The sequence below is a fragment of the Mesorhizobium sp. M4A.F.Ca.ET.020.02.1.1 genome, assembly GCF_004022645.1.
Classification (GTDB): domain Bacteria; phylum Pseudomonadota; class Alphaproteobacteria; order Rhizobiales; family Rhizobiaceae; genus Mesorhizobium.
Map to the genome: position 1 here is coordinate 1 of NZ_RZOI01001354.1, position 558 is coordinate 558.

Below are 558 nucleotides of genomic sequence, written 5' to 3' on the forward strand. Positions count from 1 at the left end.
GAGACAGCCCCAGGGCAGCGATGAGGCAAGCGCCAGGCAAGTGCCGCGTCCCGAGGCGAACAGCACAGGCTTGCCCCTGTGCTCGCCCAGCCAGGCGGTGTTGCCCATGCCGGCATTGACGAGATGCGGCGCGAGCAGCGAGTAGACGCGGTAATCGCTAGCTGAGCCTTTGAGTGCCGAGAAGGTGATCTCCTGCAGCAGGACAGGGCGTTTCGGATCCGTAATGATCCTTTTACCGATCCTGTACGCCCCATCGGTCGCGGTGTTGGTCAGCCGGTAGGCGGGCACGCCGGCATCGACCGTCGAGACCTCATGCGCGGCATCGCGCTTCTCTTCGGAGAAATAGCCGCCGGGGCCGGTGACGATCAGTTCCATGTCGCGCGTGCAGGCGCTGTCGAGGCGCGGATGGTAGATCTCGTTGAGGATGCCGTGGCTGAGCGTGAACCAGAGGGGGCTGACCTCAGAAAGCGCAGTGCCAACGCCGCTCTTGGCGCTTGACGTCCAGCGCGCCGGTATCCCCGGGGCGCCCTGAGCAACGGTCGCTGCCATGCATTGGCC

The 558-nt window shown here is 65.4% G+C and carries 1 pseudogene; it reads right to left on the reverse strand.

Features of this window, described 5'->3' with window-relative positions:
• Positions 1 to 549: pseudogene (locus EN742_RS37100) on the reverse strand (glucan 1,4-alpha-glucosidase); the annotation flags it as partial.
• Positions 550 to 558: the final 9 nt, after the last annotated feature.